This window comes from Rubidibacter lacunae KORDI 51-2, assembly GCF_000473895.1.
Lineage (GTDB): Bacteria > Cyanobacteriota > Cyanobacteriia > Cyanobacteriales > Rubidibacteraceae > Rubidibacter > Rubidibacter lacunae.
In genome coordinates this window covers 1-20,190 of sequence record NZ_ASSJ01000084.1, presented here as the reverse complement: position 1 = coordinate 20,190, position 20,190 = coordinate 1, and the positions used below count along the sequence as shown (strand labels likewise).

The 20,190-nt window shown below is 58.0% G+C and carries 13 protein-coding genes and 1 tRNA gene; 7 read left to right on the top strand and 7 right to left on the bottom strand.

What is annotated here, in order from left to right; all coding sequences use genetic code 11:
* Positions 1-104: 104 nt before the first annotated feature.
* Both KR51_RS16290 and cutA read left to right on the top strand, forming a co-directional pair.
* A complete protein-coding gene (locus KR51_RS16290) occupies positions 105-992 on the top strand; it encodes a pentapeptide repeat-containing protein (RefSeq protein ID WP_022609244.1) in 888 nt (295 codons plus the stop codon).
* Positions 992-1,339 (top strand): divalent-cation tolerance protein CutA, encoded by a 348-nt coding sequence (cutA, locus tag KR51_RS16285; protein ID WP_022609243.1) that lies wholly within the window; start codon positions 992-994, stop codon positions 1,337-1,339. Before KR51_RS16290 ends, cutA begins: the two co-directional genes overlap by 1 nt.
* A gap of 17 nt (positions 1,340-1,356) precedes the next feature.
* On the opposite strand, the gene KR51_RS16280 is transcribed toward cutA, so the two are convergent.
* On the bottom strand, positions 1,357-1,947 hold the full coding sequence (locus KR51_RS16280; protein WP_022609242.1) for a GDSL-type esterase/lipase family protein: 591 nt from the start codon (positions 1,945-1,947) through the stop codon (positions 1,357-1,359).
* Positions 1,948-2,079: 132 nt separating this feature from the next.
* Between KR51_RS16280 and KR51_RS16275 the strand changes: the two genes are divergently transcribed.
* The gene (locus KR51_RS16275) at positions 2,080-3,381 is read left to right on the top strand and encodes a bifunctional cobalt-precorrin-7 (C(5))-methyltransferase/cobalt-precorrin-6B (C(15))-methyltransferase (protein WP_022609241.1); all 1,302 of its coding nucleotides are present in this window, start codon (positions 2,080-2,082) and stop codon (positions 3,379-3,381) included.
* Between the two features lie 342 nt (positions 3,382-3,723).
* Positions 3,724-4,476: a response regulator transcription factor gene (locus tag KR51_RS16265; protein WP_022609240.1), complete on the top strand. Its 753-nt coding sequence runs from the start codon at positions 3,724-3,726 to the stop codon at positions 4,474-4,476.
* 307 nt (positions 4,477-4,783) lie between these two features.
* On the opposite strand, the gene gltB is transcribed toward KR51_RS16265, so the two are convergent.
* Complete coding sequence (gene gltB, locus KR51_RS16260; RefSeq protein WP_040656585.1) at positions 4,784-9,433, bottom strand: glutamate synthase large subunit; 4,650 nt, start codon at positions 9,431-9,433, stop codon at positions 4,784-4,786.
* Positions 9,434-9,797: 364 nt separating this feature from the next.
* On the bottom strand, positions 9,798-9,950 hold the full coding sequence (locus tag KR51_RS19970; RefSeq protein WP_156915163.1) for a hypothetical protein: 153 nt from the start codon (positions 9,948-9,950) through the stop codon (positions 9,798-9,800).
* Positions 9,951-10,053: 103 nt separating this feature from the next.
* On the opposite strand from KR51_RS19970, the gene KR51_RS16255 reads away from it, so the two are divergent.
* Positions 10,054-11,937: a phosphodiester glycosidase family protein gene (locus tag KR51_RS16255; RefSeq protein ID WP_051358262.1), complete on the top strand. Its 1,884-nt coding sequence runs from the start codon at positions 10,054-10,056 to the stop codon at positions 11,935-11,937.
* 383 nt (positions 11,938-12,320) lie between these two features.
* Positions 12,321-12,393 (top strand) — tRNA-Phe (locus tag KR51_RS16250).
* 553 nt (positions 12,394-12,946) lie between these two features.
* Here the strand turns inward: KR51_RS16250 and KR51_RS16240 are convergent.
* Positions 12,947-13,528 (bottom strand): Uma2 family endonuclease, encoded by a 582-nt coding sequence (locus KR51_RS16240; protein WP_022609234.1) that lies wholly within the window; start codon positions 13,526-13,528, stop codon positions 12,947-12,949.
* A gap of 618 nt (positions 13,529-14,146) precedes the next feature.
* Here KR51_RS16240 and dusA point away from each other — a divergent pair.
* Positions 14,147-15,148: a tRNA dihydrouridine(20/20a) synthase DusA gene (gene dusA, locus KR51_RS16235; RefSeq protein WP_022609232.1), complete on the top strand. Its 1,002-nt coding sequence runs from the start codon at positions 14,147-14,149 to the stop codon at positions 15,146-15,148.
* A 192-nt stretch (positions 15,149-15,340) separates the two neighbouring features.
* Here the strand turns inward: dusA and KR51_RS16230 are convergent, their stop codons facing one another.
* The 3 genes from KR51_RS16230 to KR51_RS16220 form a co-directional block, all read right to left on the bottom strand.
* A complete protein-coding gene (locus tag KR51_RS16230; RefSeq protein WP_022609228.1) occupies positions 15,341-16,645 on the bottom strand; it encodes a glutamate-5-semialdehyde dehydrogenase in 1,305 nt (434 codons plus the stop codon).
* An 808-nt stretch (positions 16,646-17,453) separates the two neighbouring features.
* Positions 17,454-18,092, bottom strand: coding sequence for a response regulator transcription factor (locus tag KR51_RS16225; RefSeq protein ID WP_022609227.1), 639 nt, complete (start codon positions 18,090-18,092; stop codon positions 17,454-17,456).
* A gap of 151 nt (positions 18,093-18,243) precedes the next feature.
* Positions 18,244-19,839, bottom strand: coding sequence for a glucose-6-phosphate isomerase (locus KR51_RS16220; protein ID WP_022609225.1), 1,596 nt, complete (start codon positions 19,837-19,839; stop codon positions 18,244-18,246).
* Positions 19,840-20,190: the final 351 nt, after the last annotated feature.

Here is a 20,190-nt window from a genome sequence, read left to right as displayed (position 1 = left end):
TCTTTTGACTTTGGTTGTATGCGAACGGAACTGAGCAACCCCTCACCCTAGAATAAAAGCCACCAACGGGTGCACCGCACGCCCGGAGTTCTCAAGGAGAGCACATGGATGGCAGCCCGGATCGCAGTCAGTTGCTGTTGCAGTACGAGCAGGGAAACCGCGACTTTAGCGGGCTCGACTTGCGCGGCATCGATCTCCGCGGGGTTACGCTGATTGCCGCCAACTTCGCGGGGTCCAACTTGATGGGCGCAAATTTCGGGCGGGCGTTCCTGACAAACTCGAACTTTAGCGGTGCAGCGCTGAATTGGGCAAACTTTAGCTTTACGAAGCTTAGCGATGCCATCTTTGCCAAGGCCGACCTCACGAAAGCCAGTTTGGAAGGGGCGTTCTTGGTCAAAGCATCGCTACCAAATGTGCGTCTAAGCGGAGCGGATTTGGCGTTTGCCAACTTGCGCGGAGCCAACTTGTTTGCTGCTAACCTCTGCGGTGCGAATTTGCCGCGCGCCAATCTGCGCGAGTCCGACTTGCGATATGTTGTCCTGGATTGGGCGAATCTGCGCGAAGCACGTCTATCGCGAGCGTGGACCCAAGGCTTATCTCTGACCGGAGCCAATCTCAGCCGAACTTTTCTGAAGGGCGTCGATTTGCGCCGTGCCAACCTAGCGCATATCAACTTATCTGAAGCGCGGTTGAGCGGGGCAAACTTAGCAGCTGCGAATCTAAGTGCTGCCAATCTGCAGGGCGCGCGCCTGCGTTGGGCGGATCTCGGTGCTGCTAATCTGACGCGTGCCAATCTGACCGCAGCCGTGCTAGAGGGGGCAAATTTGTCGGCCGCCGTGCTGGCACGCGCCAACCTCAGCGCCGCACACCTGCACGGCGCCAATTTGGATGGCGTCGATCTCGAAGGTGCCGTACTGCACAACGTGCGGTTGCCGCAACGGGATGCGCAGCGCGCGCAGTTCCTACTACAGCCGAATCTGGGGTTGGCTTAATGCAGGGTTTGATGCAACCCGGTGCGGCAGACTATGGTGTCGTGTTGATAACTGCTGCCTCTGAGGCAGAAGCTCGTGAAATCGCCTCAACCTTAGTTCAAGAGCAGTTGGCAGCTTGTGCAACGCTATTTCCAGTGCAGTCGGTGTATGCCTGGAAGGGCGAAATTTGCTCGGAGCCAGAATGGCAATTGCTTGTTAAAACCGATTTGGCCCGGTTTGATGCGATCGCGAGCCGCGTTTGCGAGCTGCATTCCTACGAGTTGCCTGAGATCCTCGCGCTGCCGATCGCGGCCGGACTGCCGCCGTACTTAACGTGGATCGGCAAAACCCTTCGCCCGCTGGAATAAGAGCGATACCGCGATCGCTAGCTGCTTGTGTGCAGCTGCCATTCCGGCCAGCGGGCTACCACTGCAGCCAGTTCCTCGTATCCAGCAGCGTGTGGATGCGCGCCATCGCCGGCGGCTACTTCACCCATCCAAATTGGGGAACGCGAGGTCGGGGTCAGGGCATCCAAGTAAGGGATGTCGAGTTCAGCACACAGAGCAGCGAACTCAGACGAAAGTGCTGCAGTGCGACGATTTTGCCCGCGATCGACGATCGCGGGCGGCCCCACCATCAGGACGGGAAAGCGAGCGCGAGCGGCAGTCAGAATGGCGCGGGCGTTCTCGACGGATGCACCGGGCGGGACGCGCGGGCGATCGCTTTGAACCATGGTGTCATTGGTTCCGAACGAAAATACCAACCGGATCTCGAGATCGGTGCGGACGCGGGCGTTGACTTCCTGCTCCCAACGCGTGCGAATGTCGGTGCTAGTATCGCCGCGGACCCCCAGGTTGTAAGCCGTCAGCGCTTCCCCTCGGTGGCGCGCGCGCTGGCACAGGCGCCCCGTCCAACCGAGATAATCCGGATCGCCGGTACCGTTGACGAAGGAATCGCCGATAAACAAGACGTACATGCTATCTGTTGTTCTTAACTTCACCGGGTCCGGAATAATGGTTGACGTACCGTCGCTTGAGGGGCGTCTGGCAACCGTACCGATCGCAAACCTTCACGGTATACCTGGGGACGAAGAGCTTACCAACCGGACATGACCGAGCAGCCAGAGCAACAAACAAGCGAGGGGCGGCCGGTCGAGTCGTCGCCGGTCCTGCCACCGATTCAGGTGATTGGTGTCGATCTCGACGGTCCGGCGGGCTTGAGCGAGCGCGCACGCGACCTAATTGCCGCGGCAACCGTGTTGGTAGGCAGCGATCGCCTACTCGGTTACTTTTGGTCGCATTCAGCGCGGCGCATCGCGTTCGGCAATTTCGCAGAGGGGTTGGCAGAGGTGCGAGCTGCGCGCGCAGCCGGAGAGTCAGTCGTGGTGCTGGCATCGGGCGACCCGCTGTTTTTCGGCATCGGCCGGCTGCTGCTTGCAGAACTGCCGGCCGATGCCCTCCGTTTCCACCCACACGTGTCGGCGGTGCAGTTGGCATTCAGTCGCCTGCGCGTGCCTTGGCACGATGCTTGTTGCATCAGCGTCCACGGACGCAACACGGAGGAACTGACCCGGGTGTTGCTAAGCCGCGCAGATAAAATCGCCGTGTTGACTGATACCGATAATACTCCCCGCACGATCGCGCGGGTTCTATCGGCTTTGGATCTGAGCGAGTGTTACGAGCTTTGGGTATGCGAGAACCTCGGCGGTTCGTGGGAGCGCATCGAACGGTTGACTCCAGCAACAATACAACGCGAGTTTGCAGCGCTGAATGTGGTCGTGTTGCTGAGGCGAGATGACGCGATCGCTGTGCCAGATCCGTCGGAGTTGCCGCTCTTTGGATTGCCGGACGTTGCATTCGCCAGCTTCCGCGATCGTCCCGGATTGATGACCAAACGCGAAGTCCGCATCGCAGCCCTGGGAGAACTGGCGCTGCGAGAGGACCACACGGTTTGGGATGTGGGAGCGGGAACCGGATCGGTCGCAATTGAGGTTGCCCGCCTCTGTGCTCGCGGGCGCGTCTTTGCAATCGAGCAGACGGCTGCCGGTCGCGGGCTGATTGCCGAGAACTGCCGGCGGTTACAAGTTGGAAACGTGACGGTTGTCAGCGGCACGGCTCCAGAAGCACTTACAAAACTACCCGCCCCCGATCGCGTGTTTGTGGGCGGCAGCAGCGGCAAACTAGGGGATATTCTTTCAACGTGCGGCGATCGCCTGTTGCCCAGCGGTCTAGTTGTCCTGGCCTTCGCAACCCTAGAGCGTCAACTTGCCGCTTTAAATTGGCTGCGCGAGCACAACTGGCAGGTGCGGTTGCTGCAGGTGCAAGTGGCGCGATCGGTGCCGACGGGCAAGCTGACGCGTTGGTCGCCCCTCAACCCCGTTGTCTTGGCACGCGCCGCGCCGCCAGAATAATCTGCGATCGGGTAAACGGACTGCTGGCAAACCACTCGGTTGCCGTTGCGGATCGATATTGGACAGGAACCACCATCCTGTCAAGATCTCGGACGCTTATCTGCGCTCCCGCCCAACCAATCAACTGCCGTTGATGACTGCTCGACCCAGCTGGCAATTCACAACCAGTTTATGCAATCCGTGCAGTCCCGACTCGGAGCGAACCATCGAAGTTCAAAAATCCGTAACGATTTTGCAGGCGATCGCGTAAGGATTTGTGAGCGGATCCTGTCACAGAGTTTGCAGAGAGTCATTTTGGTGTAGTGTAAATGAGGCTCAGAGATGGACAATCGCTTTTAATCCATGCTGTCGCTAGACGTACCAAAGGGTCTGACATCGCCGGAATTGGCGCGGGCTGCCCGGATTCTCATCGTCGAGGACGAAGACCTCATTCGCGAGATGGTCTCCCTTGCCCTGCGAGAGGAAGGATACGAGGTGACGACAGCGAGTGAAGGACGCACCGCTTCGAGCCTCTTGCAAGCTGCCGAGCAAGTCGGTTCCGAGTTTCCTTTCGATCTAGTTATTTTGGATTTGATGTTGCCACAAGCCAACGGTCTCGATATTTGCCGTTGGTTGCGTTTCCAGGGCAACATCGTCCCGATTCTCATCCTCAGCGCCCGCGCCAGCGAAACCGATCGCGTTCTCGGGTTAGAAGTTGGCGCTGACGACTATCTCACCAAGCCATTTAGCATGCCCGAGTTGGTTGCGCGCTGCCGAGCGTTGCTGCGCCGACAACGCTTCAGCAGCTTGCCACAAACCCCAGTGCTGCAGTATCGCGATGTCACGCTCTATCCCCAAGAGTGCCGGGTAACCGTGCGCGGGGAGGAAACCAGTCTCTCCCCGAAAGAATTCCGCTTGCTAGAGCTGTTTATCAGTTCGCCCCGACGCGTTTGGTCACGCGAACAGTTGATCGAACAAATTTGGGGACCGGACTTCCTCGGCGACACCAAAACTGTCGACGTCCACATCCGCTGGCTGCGCGAGAAGCTCGAACCCGATCCCAGCCAGCCGGAATACATCGTTACGGTGCGCGGTTTCGGCTATCGCTTTGGGTAAGAACTACCCGAACTCACTAGCCCGAAACCATTTGAGCGCATATGGGTTCGGATGGGTGTTTCGAGCGCTTCACCCCTCCATTGGGCAATGCCTCGTCGAGAGGTCATCGAGACATAGCCCCTGAAACGGTTGCTTAACGAACTATGGCGATGAGCCCAATAGCCTCGATTAGCTGGCTTTTGAGCTCTGTGTCACCCCCTCAGATTTCAACCTCAATTCTCAACTCAACCCAATACCGGGGGAGTTTTTTGAGTGAGGCTGCATTCGAACGCACAACTTGCTGGGCAATCGCATCGGGCTCGGTCGATTACACCGAAGTCAGCTCTTTTTCAGCAGCGGCAGCATCCGGGTTGGCGATCGCCGAATCGGCTTCCGACGGCGGTACCACCTGCCAGAACTGCGGTAGGTACTCGTCCCAAGCAGCCAGGATCTGTTGAGACTTGCAACTGCCAGTTCGCTTAGCGTGTGCGATGACGAGTTCCTTGAGCTGCTGCTCGCCGGCAGCGGTGCAAACGCGCTGGATGCTGACAATTTCGGGATTGACGCGCGCAGGGAACTTGTCCTCTTCATCGAGGAAGTAACCGATGCCGCCGGTCATGCCGGCGCCGACGTTGCGACCGACCGTCCCCAGCACGACCACCACGCCACCGGTCATGTACTCGCAGCAGTGGTCGCCCGCGCCCAGGATAACGGCCTTGCCCACTGAGTTGCGCACGGCGAAACGTTCGCCCGCCCGCCCGTCGGCGTAGAGCACGCCCCCCGTCGCGCCATAGAGACAGGTGTTACCGATCGCCGCGTTCTCGGCTGGGTCGTAACCCGCATCTGCTGGCGGCACCACGACGATCTCGCCGCCGTTCATGCCCTTGCCAACGTAGTCATTGGCAACACCCGTCAGGTGCAGTGTCATACCCGTTAGGTTGAACGCGCCGAAACTCTGGCCGGCAGCCCCCGTGAAGTTGAGACGGATTTCGCCTTCAAAGCCCGCGTCGCCGTACTGTTTGGCAATGCGACCCGCAACCCGCGCGCCCACAGAACGGTCCGTATTGACTGTTTTCAAGTGTTTGACGATGCTGCCTTGGTTGCAAATCGCGGCTGCAATCTCAGGGTCGGCCAGGATCTTATCGTCGAGCACCGGACCGTTGCTGTGGACTGATTCGTGCTCCAACCACGCGCGATCGTCCCGTACGTCGGGTAAGTCTGTCAGACAGCTCAAGCCCTCCAGCAAATGCTGGGTTTTGGTTACAACTGCATCGGCGCGCACCTTCAGTAAATCGCCCCGCCCGATAATGTCCTTGAGGCTGCGATAGCCCAACCGTGCCAGCAGCATTCGGACTTCTTCGGCAACGAAATAGAAGAAGTTGACCACATGCTCCGGCGTGCCCGGGAAGCGCTTGCGCAGGTGCTCTTGCTGGGTTGCAACGCCCACCGGGCAGTTGTTGGTGTGGCAGACGCGCGCCATAATGCATCCCTCAGCAATCATCGACACGGAGCCGAAACCGTATTCTTCGGCACCCATCAACGCTGCTATCAGGACGTCCCAACCGGTTTTGATGCCGCCGTCGGCTCGGAGTAAAACCCGATCGCGCAGGTCGTTTTGCAACAGCGTACGATGCACTTCAGTGACGCCCAGCTCCCAGGGACCGCCCGCATGCTTGATCGAGCTGAGGGGCGATGCACCCGTGCCGCCGTCGTGTCCGGAGATTTGGATGACATCGGCATTTGCTTTGGCGACGCCGGCCGCGACCGTACCGATACCGATTTCCGCGACGAGCTTCACCGAAACACCTGCATCGGGGTTGATTTGATGCAGGTCGAAGATGAGCTGCGCCAGGTCCTCAATTGAGTAAATGTCGTGGTGGGGCGGCGGCGAAATCAGCGGTACGCCTGGCTTAGAGCGCCGCAGCATGGCGATGTAGGGGCTGACCTTCTTGCCGGGCAACTGACCGCCTTCGCCCGGCTTGGCGCCCTGAGCCATCTTGATCTCGATTTGGCGACCGCTCATGAGGTACTCCGGCGTCACGCCGAACCGTCCGGAGGCAACTTGCTTGGTCGCAGAGTTCGCCGTGTCGCCATCGAGCAATCCCTTCAGATGCGAAAACGTCGGTGAATTCCCGTCTGCATCCGCATCCTGCACGACGAGATAGCGCATCGGGTCTTCGCCACCTTCCCCGGAATTAGACTTGCCGCCAATGCGATTCATGGCGATCGCGAGGGTTTCGTGAGCTTCGCGCGAGAGCGATCCCAGCGACATCGCACCGGTACAGAATCGCTTGACGATGCTTTCCACCGACTCGACTCCATCGATCGCGATCGCCGCGCGATCGCTGTCGAAATCGAGTAGGTCGCGCAAGGCCGTCACCGGACGCTCGGTTAGATAGCGTTTGTAGACCTCGTAATGGTCGTAACCTTCACCGCGGACGGCTTTATGCAACGCCTTTGACATCTCGGGGCTGCCCATGTGGTACTCGCCGCCGGGACGGTAGTTGTAAAAGCCGAAGTTTTCCAACTTCTTACCCTTGAGGCTGGGGAAAGCGCGGCGGTGGAAGACAACAGTCTCTTGCGCCAGTTCTGCCGGAGTCATTCCGCCCAGGCGCGAAGTGGTGCCGGCAAAGGCTAAGTCCACGAGTTCGGGACCGAGCCCGATGGCCTCGAAGATTTGCGCCCCGTGGTAAGACGACAGCAGCGAAATGCCCATCTTGGAGAGAATTTTTAGCAAGCCCATCTCCACGGCTTTGCGATACTGCTTGAGGGCATCCTGGCAGCTGAGGCGATCGATGCGCCCGTTGTCCATCATTTTTTGGGTTTTGGGGTCGTGCCACCACTGGCGTAGGGTCTCTAGTGCCAGATACGGACAGATTGCCGATGCCCCGTAACCGATCGCGCAGGCAAAGTGGTGGGTGCTCCAGCACTGGGCGGTATCGACAACCAGCGACGCGCGACAGCGCAAGCCGGTGCGGATCAAGTGGTGGTGTACCGAACCCACGGCCAGCAATGGCGGAATGTAGCTGTATTCTTCGCTGATACCGGTGCCGGCGCGATCGCTCAAGATCAAAATCTGCTTGCCCGCGCGGACGGCAGCTTCGGCTGCAGACTGCAGACGTTGCACGGCTGCTGCTAAGCCATCGGGTCCGTCAGCAACGGCGAACAGCGTGGAGAGCTCGGCGACCTCAAAGCCCGATACCTTAACCTGCGATAGCTCGGCTTCATTGAGGACGGGCGACTCGATTTTGAGCTGCCGCGCGTTTGCAGGAACGATTTCGAGAATGTTGCCGCGATCGCCGAGCAGCATACCCAAGGACATGACCAAGCTCTCGCGCAGCGGGTCGATCGGCGGATTGGTGACCTGTGCGAACCGCTGCTTGAAGTAGTCGTATAGCAGGCGCGGCTTCGCCGACAGCACCGCCAGCGGCGTGTCGTCCCCCATGCAGAAGGTCGGCTCTTTGGCTTGGGTAGCCATTGGGACCACGACCATTGCTACGTCCTCGGCGTTGTAGCCGAAGGCAGTTTGGGCGCGCAGGGCATCGATTGGATCCAGGATGCACTCGGTGGCGAATTTGCTGGGCTCTACAACCTGGCGCGCGGCGCGCACCCACTCCCCGTAGGGATGGGCTTGGGCAATGCGCTGTTTGATATCCCAGTTCTTGAGGATTTCGTGGCGTTCGAGATCGACCGCAATGACCTGACCGGGACCGAGGCGACCTTTCTCAACGATGTCGGCTTCGGGTAGGTCGACGATGCCAGCTTCCGAGCCGATGACTACGTAGCCGTCTTTGGTGATGCTGTAGCGAGCGGGACGCAAGCCGTTGCGATCCAGGGCCGCGCCGACAATTTTACCGTCGCCGAATGCCAACAACGCCGGGCCATCCCAGGGTTCCTGGATACCGCTGTAGTATTCGTAGTAATCGACGATTTCGGGATAGTCGTCGAGGTCGGGCTGGTTGTCGTAGGCTTCCGGCACCATCACGGCGATCGCCTCGAGCGGGCTGCGACCGGAGCGTACGAGCAACTCCATGACGCTGTCAAGGTTGGCAGAGTCGCTCTTGTGCTGGTCTACTAGCGGCTTGAGGGCATCTAGCTCGCCAGCGGACCAAGCATGCGAGTTAGCTAAGTCGGCTTCCCGGGCTACCATCCAGTTGATGTTGCCCAATAATGTATTGATTTCGCCGTTGTGACCGAGCAGGCGCATGGGCTGCGCGAGCGGCCACTTGGGCATGGTATTGGTGCTAAAGCGGCGGTGATAAACTGCGAACGGACTGACAAAGTCGGGATTTTGTAGGTCGAGATAAAACTCGCCGAGCACGGCCGATCGCACCATGCCTTTGTAGACAATGGTTCGCGATGAGAACGAGCATATGTAAAACTCGTCCGGATCGGCGATCGCTGCGCAAGCAGCGATGGCTTTATTGATTTCTGCCCGCGCCAGGTATAGCGCTTTTTCCAGAGCATCGCCGACCAATCCAACCGACGTCACGATCGCCTGCTCGATGCGCGGAGCGTTTTCGCGTGCCTGCGGTCCGAGGACTTCGGGACGAACGGGTACTTCGCGCCAACCCAGCAGTTGCAAATTGTGCTGCTGAAGCACTTGCTCCACGCACTGTCGGGCGGCAGCCGCTCGGTCGGTATCGACGGGCAAGAACGCCATCGCGACGGCACTGCGCTCGGGCGCGGGGCACTCGCTGCCGTTTGCCTGCAGCCATTTATCAAGCACCGCCCATGGAACTGCGCTCATCAAACCCGCCCCGTCGCCCGAGTCGCGATCGGCACTGCACCCGCCCCGGTGCTCCAGGCACCCCAGCGCGATGAGTGCTTGCTCGATCAAGCGGTGGCTGGCTCGTGCCGATTGGGTGGCAATGACGCCGACACCGCAGGCATCGCGTTCTTCGACCAGCCAACGCTGACCTTGAAAAGGCGTTTGCTTCGTTTGATGGGTAGCTTGATCCATGGCTAGACGTTCCATGCGAGCGTTTCGTGAAAGCGGTTTCGTGAAAAGGAGAATTGGCGACGAACGAGCTGCAACCAAAGCGAGCCCGTTGGGTGCGTTTCCTTCAAGTGATGGTGTAAATCGAGTGTAGTCGAGCGGGCAAACCTTCAGTTGCGCAACGGTTGAAAGCCGATGTTTGGATGAATGGAATGGCGATGGCAATCCCGAGGCAGAAGCGGGGGCAAACCCTCGCAAGCTTAGCCGGTTCGAACGCGCGCGATCGCCGACAACGCAGCAGTTAATCTCCCAGTCTTGACCGGGAAATCATTCTCAACTGGCACGGGAGCATTCGCTTAGAACGGCGTTTCGATCGCGGCAACGTTCTGACTGGTTAGACATCTTATCCGGATTTCCCACCCGAAACAAATACTGACTCGCGCAGGCAATCGAGGCCGGGCGGGAACTCGCATTCGCGCATTTGCATCTGCGGGTGCGGCAGCGATCGCTCGATTGTCGTAGCGGGCTTTATGTTCCGCAACCTTATTACTCTCATTATGAATTAGTTGCGGAACTACGCAATCCGATCGTTGCAGAAGTCAGGAATTAATGATGCAGTTTTTCCAAAAAAACTGTGCTGCACGCAGTGTATTAATGCAATGGAATGGCAAGGAGGCGTAGTGGATAGTTCGGGAAAGGGTTGGAACGATCGTGGCAGTTGGGGCGGCTGGTCCGCACTCGTTGCGCGCTGGTGGCAGCGCGGGCGATGGCTGATGGCGGCGGCGATCGCGGCCGTGCTGACCGTGACGGTAGCCCGCGCGCAGCAGGTGCCAGAGGACATACCAATACAAGTGCTGCAGCGGGGCGAGGCGATCGCGTTGAATGGCGAGAAGCTGCCGCTGTCCTGGCGCGAGTGGCAGGACTGCTGCGGAACGCATTTCGGGATCGGCGACACGGCATTGCTGCAACGCCTGGGCATCGAGTTGGCGAACACGGACGATCCGCTGCAGCAGCCGTTGTTCTGGTTCCCGACCGAAAGGAAGCAACCGGAAGTAGCGAACGCCATGCTTGTGGATGCCCGCCGGTATGTGGCGATCGAGCAGTTGGTGGAGCGCGTCGGCGGTCGATTGCAGGTGTCGGCGGGCGTGTTGGAGGTGAACTTCACACCGCCGCGCATTGCAGACATACGCGTTGCAGATGGAGCGACCGCGCGCTCCCGCGGCAAGCAAATTATTGTCGAGCTAGAAAACCCGACCTTCTGGACGCTGAAGCAGGGACGCGATACGGCAACAGTCGCGCTCCAGGCCGTTGCATCCTCAGCCCTGGCGGCGCGTTTTCCGGTGGCAACCGAAAATGAGGAAATGGAGGATTTCAATCCCCCGCTATTGGGCGTGGCGATCGCGCCAGCACGGACGGAGTTGCAGATCGCGCTGCCGGAGCACGCCGGGGTGCACCTGACGACTTTGGCGAACCCGCCGCGGTTGGCGATCGATGTAAGTCCGGAGTATTTGCCCGCCCGCGAGATTCGGTGGATGCCACAAATTTGGTGGCGGCAGCAGTACGTGACATTGGGAGCGTCGCGCTTTCCAGTGACTTGGTTGGAAGTGGATCAATTTGCGCCGGGCATCGCACCGCGCCCGTTTTGGGGTGACGAGCGGCAGATGACCGGGATCTTTCCGCTGCAGTCGATGGCACAGCGACTCCAAGTCGCCGCGGCGATCAATGCGGGCTTTTTCAACCGCAACACGAAGCTACCGTTAGGTGCCGTGCGTCGAGACGGGCGCTGGCATTCGGGTCCAATTCTCAATCGCGGGGCGATCGCGTGGAATGATGCGGGCAAAGTGGAGATGGGGCGGTTGCGCTACGTCGAGACGCTGACAGACGGACGCGGTCGGCGCTGGCCGCTGCCGTTTCTCAACAGCGGCTACGTACAGGCCGGCATCGGGCGCTACACGCCTGAGTGGGGCGCGACCTACACGCCACTGACAGATAACGAAACAATCGCGCTGGTGCAAGGCGATCGCGTGGTGCGGCAGGTGGCAGGCGGTCCGGCAGGGCAGTCCGCCATTCCGATTCCTCCGGACGGCTATTTGTTGGCGGCGCGAGGCGATCGCTCGGACTTAGTAGCCGTTCTCGGTAAGGGGGCAGCAGTGAGGTTAGATGCTGTTAGCTATCCGCCAGAATTCGCTGCGTTTCCGCAAATTGTCGGTGCGGGTCCGCTATTGGTGCAGGACAGCCGTGTGGTGTTGGATGCCGGCGTGGAGCAGTTCAGCTCGGCGTTTCAACAGCAGCGCGCGCCGCGCAGCGCGATCGGCACGCGAGAAGGCGGCACGTTGATTGTGGCAACGGTGGGCGATCGCGTAGGTGGCAGGGGTCCGACATTGACAGAAACAGCTCAGGTGATGCAGCTGCTGGGAGCGGTGGATGCCCTAAATCTCGACGGGGGCAGTTCGGCATCCTTGTACCTCGGCGGTCAGCTCATTAACCGCCCGCCCGCTACGGCTGCTCGGGTTCACAACGGGATCGGCTTGTTTCTGGAGTAGAAAGGCCGCCAGTCAAATATCTGCTTCTGTTTTGCGAACGTTTGCGTTGCCGAGCTGATGTCTTGGAGAAGAATGCACTGCTTATCCAGCCCCAACGAGCTCGATCGAAGGGAACTTGTTTCAAGTCTGGGAGCGTATTCTATTATCAAAAGGCTGAAAGTAGCAGGTTTTTTTGCTTAGAGGTGCTTAGGCCTAGTGTGTGAGACCCGGATTTTGCATCAATAGTTCTTGGTGAAAGTCCGTGTTGTCCTCGTCTTTGCCCAGAGCAAAGACTCCCGGCTCGCTCGCCGCGCGCAAATCTAGTTGCCGTCGATCTGGAATTGGAGAAAGTCCTTGCAAGAGCTTGTATCGGTCTGCTAACCTAGTAAAAGTGTTGATGGCTAGCCGGGATAGCTCAGTTGGTAGAGCAGAGGACTGAAAATCCTCGTGTCGGCAGTTCAAATCTGCCTCCTGGCACTCCAAGAAAACGCTGGAAAACCCTTCAGACTAGGGATTCCGGCGTTTTTCAATTTGGGGCTTCTGGCAGTTGAACGTGCCGATTGGAGTTGTAAGGGGGAGGAAATTCATTCCAAATTTTCGACAAAGGACGGCCGGGCAGCATCTACCCCTAAAGATATTGGCGGTTAATATTGCAATCGCCAGCGCTCTGAAACAGCGGAAATGTAGTCCTTAATTGTGATGCTCGTGCTGTGTTTGGAGCGTGTCGAAGTAAGGGTTCATCAGCACCTGTGCGCCACCCTCACTATACCGGAAAACCAAATTTCGAAGAACTTGGAGCGCAGCTTTACGATCTATCGTTTTCGAACAATGAATGGAATAGATTTGTCGAGCGCATTGAGTGGAGCAAGCCAAATGACACATACCTTAGCCATGATTCCCTTGCTTTTACAGGATAAGCTTCGATTGCATACCTACCTCGCACTCTATGGCTGCATCATTCGGATTTAGCCCTGTAGATTGGTAGATAACAGGCTCCTGACATGTTTGATTCCCATGGAAGAGATGACTATCACCAGATGCGTCTGCGTTGCAATACGAATCCTGGCAACACATCTTCTCCGGATAGCTCCTCGGGCTCTCCCAACACCTCAACTTCATGGTCTAAGCGATACACGTCCACTCGCCCGGTCTGAGGATCGATCAGCCAGCCCAAGAGTGCGCCATTTTCCATGTATTCCTGCATCTTGTTCTGCAAGGGAAGCAGGCGATCGCTCTTGGAGCGCAGTTCAACGACAAAGTCAGGGCATAGAGGGAAATACTCTCCAGGCACCGGTAGCATTTGTCGTGCTCTGGCTAATGTTGCCTCACTGACCCAGGCAGCATCGGGTGCGTATAGAGACCCATTCGGAAGCCGACATCCTCCCGAACTCTCCAACGTCAAGCCACCAAAACCATCTGCCCAGTTTGCCAAGTACCGGGTAATCTGAGTGTTGCGAGCGCTGGATTCCCAGCCTGTTGGTGGACTCACAACTAACTCTCCAGTCGCCTTTCGTTCCAGGCGCAGGTCTTGGTTCTCAGCAGCGACTGCCGCGAATTGTTCTGGCGTGACCGTCAATGGCATTGCGGGAAGGCGGATGGATATTTGCGGCATCAAGTTTGCCTCGCACTCTGCCTTCAGTTTATCGACGTATTGACCGTGAGTGACCGCAGATTCCAATGAGCTCCCTGAATTACGATTGAGGAAAGAACTACAACAGAAAAATTCAGCAATATTTAGAGCGAGTCCCCTACTCGTCCAACTTTGAATAATTAATGCAGTCCTAAATTGCAATCCATGAAAGCCTTATAAGGCTTGAAGTTTATCAAAAAACATGAGCTGAGAATCTTCGTGTCGGCAGTTCAAAGTAGCTAAAACCTGTCTCCTGTCACTTCCAAGAAAACGCCAGAAACCACTTCAGGATAGGGATTCAGGAGCGTTTTCGCATTTGAAGCTGATTATGGCTGCTGGTGCTTATTGGGACTTGATGTATCCGTAAAACCAACAGCCGTTTTAGTCTCCCCTTGACGATTCCAGTCCATTTTGAACAGTTGGAACCCTGGATATGGCTGCACCCTTGAGAGCATAAGGCCATAAAGTCATAATGCGCGATCAATTGGCTAGGATCGAGCCGTTGGCGATCGCCACAGGCACCGGCTGCCCAGTTTAGCAACCGGTTGATGTAAGTGCATTTGATTTGAAGTGGGTTTGAAAAGAACGCAGTCTGTATCCGTGCCGAGTTCCGCACCGATCGGGGCGCGCGCTCGCGCCGGCAATCCTCTCAGCATCGCGCCGATGATGGATCGCACGGACCGTCACTTCCGCTATTTCTTGCGCCAGCTTACGCGCCGAACGTTGCTTTACACGGAGATGGTAACGACTACCGCGATCTTGCACGGCGATCGCTACAAGTTGTTGGGGTTTTCGCCCTTAGAACATCCGCTGGCACTGCAGATCGGTGGCGACGATCCGGTGGCAGCGGCGGAGTGCGCGCGCATTGCCGTCGATTGGGGTTACGACGAGATCGACCTCAACGTGGGCTGCCCGAGCGATCGCGTCCGGGAGGGCAACTTCGGAGCGTGTTTGATGGCGCAGCCGGAGCGAGTGGCGCGCGTTGTGGCTGCCATGCAACAGGCGGTGGCGATTCCGGTGACGGTTAAGCACCGCATCGGCATCGACGATCGCGATCGCTATGAGGATCTCGCACACTTCGTTCGCGTGGTGTCGTCAGCCGGTTGCCAGCGCTTCACGGTCCACGCGCGCAAAGCTTGGCTGCAGGGTCTCAGCCCGAAAGAGAATCGGACAGTGCCGCCGCTGCGCTATGAGGACGTGTACCGCCTCAAACAGGAGTTTCCACAGTTGTTCGTGGAAATCAACGGCGGGATTAAAACCCTAGAACAGGCCCGATCGCATTGGGAACACGTGGATGCGGTGATGATCGGGCGTGCTGCCTACGACAATCCGTTTTGGTTGGCGGCGGTCGATCGCGAGGTGTATGGCGAGGATTTGCCAGCCGTCGATCGTCACGGGGCAGTTACCGCGATGTTGCCCTACATCGATGCTTGGGTGGCAAACGGCGGGAAATTGCACGCGATCGCGCGGCATATGCTGCAGGTTTTCAACGGTCAGCCCGGCGCGCGGGCGTGGCGGCGTTATCTCACCGAGCGCGGGCGCCAGCCGAAAGCCGGGGTCGATGTCGTGGAGGCCGCTCTGGAATTGGTGCCGCGAGTGTAAATGACACCTCGGGACATGCCAAAGGAGTCGAGTTTCAGTGTTGAAGTTGCGCGGTCATGTCAACCTCGGTTTGCAAAAGGCAGTCCCCTTAGGCGAACATCCATTCCAACTGTGTTCGCTTCGGTCGCGAGCCTTGTTCTGGTTGTGCGCGCATGAATTGCGATCGATGCTAGGTTTTGCTGCTAAAGATCGTTAAAAATCTCGGTGCGTGAAGGGCTTAGCATCCTCACCCGAGTAGGTATCGGCAACATGTCCGTCGCCCACGACGCGATATTTGTAGGTCACGAGTCCTTCAAGTCCGACCGGACCGCGCGGGGGCAACGTCTGAGTGCTGATGCCCACTTCGGCCCCGAAGCCATAGCGGAAGCCGTCAGAAAAGCGCGTAGAGCAGTTGTGGAACGCGCCGGCAGTGTCCACCTGCGACAAGAAGGTTTCGGCAACGGCGGCATCGTCCGTGACGATCGCATCCGTGTGGCGGGAGCCGTAGGTGTTGATGTGAGCGATCGCGTCGGCCGCCGAGTCCACCACACGTACGGACAGTAACAAGTCGCAGTACTCCGTCGCCCAATCTTCATCAGTGGCAGCTGCCATTGGCACGATCTTGCGAGATCGCTCGCAGCCGCGCAGGGTGACGCCGCGTTCCCGGAGCGACGAGGCGATCGCGGGGAGCAACGTGGGAGCTGCATCTGCATGAACGAGCAACGTCTCGATCGCGTTGCAAGCTGCGGGATACTGGGTTTTAGAATCGACGGCAATGGCGATTGCCTGCTCCCGATTGGCGGTGGCGTCGATGTAAAGGTGACAGATGCCGTCAGCGTGACCGAGTACGGGAATGCGAGTGTTGTCTTGGATATAGCGCACGAATGCATTAGAGCCGCGCGGCACGATCAAATCCACCTCGCTGTCGAGAGAAAGCAACGCTCGGATCTCCTCCCGCGTGGTCAGCAACTGAACTGCCGCTGGGTCGACCGCTGTCGAGGCAAGGGCGCGGTGGATAACGTCGACCAAGATCCTGCAAGAGTGCAGGGCTTCGCGCCCGCCCTTGAGGATGACGCCATTACCGGACTTGAGCGCTAGGCAGGCGATTTGGATCAGTGCGTCCGGCCGCGACTCAAAAATAACGCCGATGACGCCTAGCGGGCAGGTAACGCGTTCCAAGATCAAACCTGCATCCAGTTCGCGGCGAATTTGAACCAAACCAACAGGGTCAGGCAACCCTTCCACGCCGCGCACCCCCGCGATCGCGCCCTGCAGTTTGGAGGCGTCTAGCTTGAGCCGCGCCTGAAGCGGTTGTGGAATTCCCTCGGCTGCTGCGGCAACCAGATCTTCAGCGTTAGCAGCGGCGATCGCCTCGGCATTCTCGGCAAGGGCGGTAGCGATCGCGCTCACGGCAAAATTGCGGTCGGCTCCAGAGAGTGCGGCGAGGTTGCGAGCGGCGGCACGAGTCTGGCGGGCAAGGTCGCTTAGCGAGCGGTTAGCAATGGAAGAAGCGGTCATGATGCGAATAACTGAATAATTTGTATTGGAGGGCAACGGACGCCTGAGAATCTATTTAGAAAAACTAGAGCGATCGCGACTGCAAATATCAACAATTTTAACAATCGCTGTCGCAAGTTGTGCGGTAACTCAGTCTCTCGGTTTCCAAGAGCGCGACCAGATCGCTTGAGATGGCAATCTTGTGGGTATTGCGAGTCTAACAAACTGCTTGTTGGCAGCGGGGATCGCGTTCCTTAATCTTTACCTTTGGCTAGCAGATAAAGTGGCTAGTAGATAAAGCAGTTGTAGAGCTGGTTCCAACACTTCAAGCCTGAAACGACTATGCGTCGAGACGTTCATTGTAAATAATCTACAGACGCTCCCTTCGTTTGCCATACCAAGGGTTCTTGAACTTGCATCTGTCACCATATTCGATCGCGGCCGAGCTTGAGGGCTATTTTCGGCAGTATATCGGCATCGAATAGACTGCAACCTCACAATATTGCACTTGTATCGCGTTAACAAACTGTCCGTGTAGAGTACGCGTCAACGCTCGTAATAGTAGTATCGCGATTCGTTTTCTGACCGTTTTCCTGACAACAACCCTCACCGGCATCTCCTTGCCGACTGGTGCCGTGACTCTCATAGCAGTCGATTTGGTCTTCATTGCTGGAAATGTGGGGTCTGGCGCTTGCGACGGGGCTTAATTTGGATCGCACTGCCGGCTTCACTAGGAACGCGATGCCTGGTTTGGCGACGGTCAATGCCGGACTCGCGAGCCTAACAACACCCCAGCCGGAAGGTCGATTGTGCGATCGACCTTCCCGGTTTAATCGGCCAATCCGTGTTTGAGTGCGAAGCGCAACAGCTCGGAGCGGTTGGTCGTGTCGGTTTTCCGCAGGAGTCTGCTGACGTGCTTTTCAATCGTCCGCGGACTGAGATGCAGATGCTGGCCGATGTCTGCATTGGACAAGCCGTCCGCAATCAATGCCAGCACCTGCCCTTCCCGCGCTGTAAAGTCGAAGTTATCTGTGTTGGACCGACCTATCTCCGATGCCGATCGCGAGCTGCTGAACCGTACTTCCGACTCGACAATTTGCGATCGCTCTAGCAGATTGCGCACGATCGCGCCGAGTTCGTCGAGTTCGAATGGTTTGGGCAAGTAAACGTCGCAACCTACTTGGTAGCCGCGGATTCGATCTTGAGTGCTGTCGCGTTGGGTGAGCAAGATGACGGGGAGCAAGCGCAGCTCGGGACGCAAGCGCAATTGCCGCACCAGTCGATAGCCATCGAGGCGGGGCATTGCAATATCGGTGACGAGTAATTGCGGGTGATGCGATGCGATCGCGTCAAGAGCGGCTTGCCCATCAGGGACGGCCACAACCGCGTAGCCTTGCAGCTCCAGGTAGTCCCTTACAGCCAAGCGGATCCCCGGATCGTCGTCGGCAACCAAAACGGTCAGCGGCATGGGAGACGCGGGTACAGTGAGCTGATTATTTCACATGACCTGGATGGTTGGTGTATCCTACGGTGCAATGGTGTAGCCCAATCTAACAGAGGCTCCAGCTGGGCGGTCCGGTCTCTTCGGGCAACCGTCTCGAACCGGAGCGCACAAATTACTACCCCTCGTTTTGCCAGGAAGCGCGCAGGGTGCTGGGCTTGCCGAGATCGCCCTCGAGAACGACGCCGCGTTCGTTAGCACTCAGATGGCGCAAGATGATGTAGGCTGCCTCTACGTCGTCGGGAGCTCCGGCAGCCGCCGCCACCTTCGCGAGCGACAGCGGCCCGCTAGCCGACTTAAGCGCCTCTACGAGCTGCTTCTGCAGCGTCAAGATCGATGCAGCCGCCTTTTTGCCTGCCTCGACACCCGGTTGATGGTAAGCGTTGATGTTCGTAAGCGACGCATAGAAGCTCACCGCCCGTTCGTAGAGAGCGAGGATGGCGCCCACTACCTGCGGGTTTACATCCGGTAGCGTGATTGTGATGGAGTCGCGCCCGTTTTCGTAAAGTGCGCTGCGGGTACCCTGTAAAAATCCCGATAGGTAATCGCCGGCAGTCGCGCCCGGCTCGATCTCCGGCGAATCCCCAACGCGATCTACCAGTACTTCGATAAACGTTGCAAAGAAGTTGGGGACGCCCTCGCGTAGTTGCTGAACGTAGGCATGCTGGTCGGTGGACCCTTTGTTGCCGTAAACGGCGATGCCTTGGTGGACGATGTTGCCGTCGAGGTCGCTCTCTTTACCGAGTGACTCCATCACCAACTGCTGCAGGTAGCGCGACAGCAGGCTGAGGCTGTCTTTGTAAGGCAGCACCACCATATCCTTTTCGCCCTTGCCATTGCAGGCATAGTACCAACTCATGCTCAATAGCGCTGCCGGGTTGCGATTGATGAGGGGGACCCGCGTCAGCACGTCCATTGCCCGCGCGCCATCGAGCATCCCTTGAATGTCGATCCCCTGCAAGGCAGCAGGCAATAGTCCGACCACCGACAGTTCTGAAGTGCGACCGCCGATCCAGTCGTACATCGGGAAGGTTGCGAGCCAGCCTTCGGATGTTGCCTTGCGATGGAGCTTTGATCCTTCCCCGGTGATGGCGACGGCATGCGGTGCAAAACTCAAACCGCGCGCGGCAAAAGCTAGCTGCACTTCCATCATGCCGTTGTAGGTTTCGGGCGTCCCGCCGGATTTAGAGGTCACCAGCACGAGCGTGCTTTTGAGGCGATCGCCCACACTAGCGATGACTTTGTCGATGCCGGCAGGATCGGTGTTGTCGATAAAGTGAGTGTGAAGCGGCGGATTGACTGCAGCGAGAGCTTGCTCGACAAATTCCGGGCCGAGTGCCGACCCGCCAATACCGATGGAAATCAAGTCCGAGAAACTTTCGGCTTCGGGCGGACACAGTTCGCCGCCGTGGATTTGTAGGGCAAAGGCTTTGACTTTCTCGATGCGGGAGACGATCGCCTGTTTTAAGTTATCTGAAGGAGCGAGCTCGGGCGCGCGCAGCCAATAGTGACCGACCATGCGGCCCTCATCTGGGTTGGCGATCGCGCCGCCTTCGAGGGCTTGCATGTCGGCAAAGGCACGTTCGAACTTGGGCTGCATCGAGGTAACAAAGCTGCGATCGAAGCGCATCCGGCTGATGTCAAGGGCGATGCCCAGCCCAGCGTCGTACCACAGCCAGTCTTGATAGCGTTGCCACAGTGCTGCCTTATCCATCAGTGGGGTCCCAACTCGCAGTGCTCTTGCCGTCCAGAATAGGCGGTGCGGGTAGCTCGTGCTTCACTTTTTAGATTCCCTTTGCAATCCTGGCGAACGATCGTGGGTCTCAAACTACCAGCTTTCACCGCGGCTTGAGACACTGCCAACAACCGTGCGGCAGTCCAGCTGGGGCCAGTTACGCTCGCCGAGACAATTTTGCTTCGGGATCGGGCCACTCGGTATAGCTATTCGGCAATCGTCTGTTTAATGCTCTTCCAAACTCCGAGCTGATATCACCAATTGCTGTCCGCTCCCAGGAGCATTTCCAGAAAGGGCTTCATTGTGTAGGGTTTATTTTGTTACCTAGGG

Bases quoted from the DNA above. Each gene is read 5' to 3' on its own strand.
- KR51_RS16290 (WP_022609244.1), top strand. From the start codon at position 105: ATGGATGGCAGCCCGGATCGCAGTCAGTTGCTGTTGCAGTACGAGCAG.
- cutA (WP_022609243.1), top strand. From the start codon at position 992: ATGCAGGGTTTGATGCAACCCGGTGCGGCAGACTATGGTGTCGTGTTG.
- KR51_RS16280 (WP_022609242.1), bottom strand. From the start codon at position 1,947: ATGTACGTCTTGTTTATCGGCGATTCCTTCGTCAACGGTACCGGCGAT.
- KR51_RS16275 (WP_022609241.1), top strand. From the start codon at position 2,080: ATGACCGAGCAGCCAGAGCAACAAACAAGCGAGGGGCGGCCGGTCGAG.
- KR51_RS16265 (WP_022609240.1), top strand. From the start codon at position 3,724: ATGCTGTCGCTAGACGTACCAAAGGGTCTGACATCGCCGGAATTGGCG.
- gltB (WP_040656585.1), bottom strand. From the start codon at position 9,433: ATGGAACGTCTAGCCATGGATCAAGCTACCCATCAAACGAAGCAAACG.
- KR51_RS19970 (WP_156915163.1), bottom strand. From the start codon at position 9,950: ATGAGAGTAATAAGGTTGCGGAACATAAAGCCCGCTACGACAATCGAG.
- KR51_RS16255 (WP_051358262.1), top strand. From the start codon at position 10,054: ATGGAATGGCAAGGAGGCGTAGTGGATAGTTCGGGAAAGGGTTGGAAC.
- KR51_RS16240 (WP_022609234.1), bottom strand. From the start codon at position 13,528: ATGCCGCAAATATCCATCCGCCTTCCCGCAATGCCATTGACGGTCACG.
- KR51_RS16230 (WP_022609228.1), bottom strand. From the start codon at position 16,645: ATGACCGCTTCTTCCATTGCTAACCGCTCGCTAAGCGACCTTGCCCGC.
- KR51_RS16225 (WP_022609227.1), bottom strand. From the start codon at position 18,092: ATGCCGCTGACCGTTTTGGTTGCCGACGACGATCCGGGGATCCGCTTG.
- KR51_RS16220 (WP_022609225.1), bottom strand. From the start codon at position 19,839: ATGGATAAGGCAGCACTGTGGCAACGCTATCAAGACTGGCTGTGGTAC.